Source organism: Neobacillus cucumis, assembly GCF_023715505.1.
Window position 1 is genome coordinate 1 of the sequence record NZ_JAMBOH010000151.1, and the last position, 279, is coordinate 279.

Genomic DNA, 279 nt, shown 5'->3' on the forward strand with positions numbered 1-279 from the left:
TACCATCGGCGCTGAGAAGCTTAACTTCCGTGTTCGGTATGGGAACGGGTGTGACCTTCTCGCCTTAATTACCAGACTTATTAAATTGAGAGATCGTTCTCTCAAAACTAGATAATATATAGAAGAAATTAGTTAAAACGAGTTCGCTTTATAAACTTGGCTAGCTGCGGCTCCTAACTTCTCGGCCGTTTCGATCCGTCCCTACAAATCCAAAACCAGGATTTGCAGAGCGCGGCTCGTAAGCGTTCGTCGAAGTTGAACAGTCGCCTTCGCTTTTCG

At 45.5% G+C, this 279-nt stretch carries 1 rRNA gene; it reads right to left on the bottom strand.

Features of this window, described 5'->3' with window-relative positions:
- A 5S ribosomal RNA gene (rrf, locus tag M3226_RS31890) occupies window positions 1-76 on the bottom strand; the annotation flags it as partial.
- Window positions 77-279: the final 203 nt, after the last annotated feature.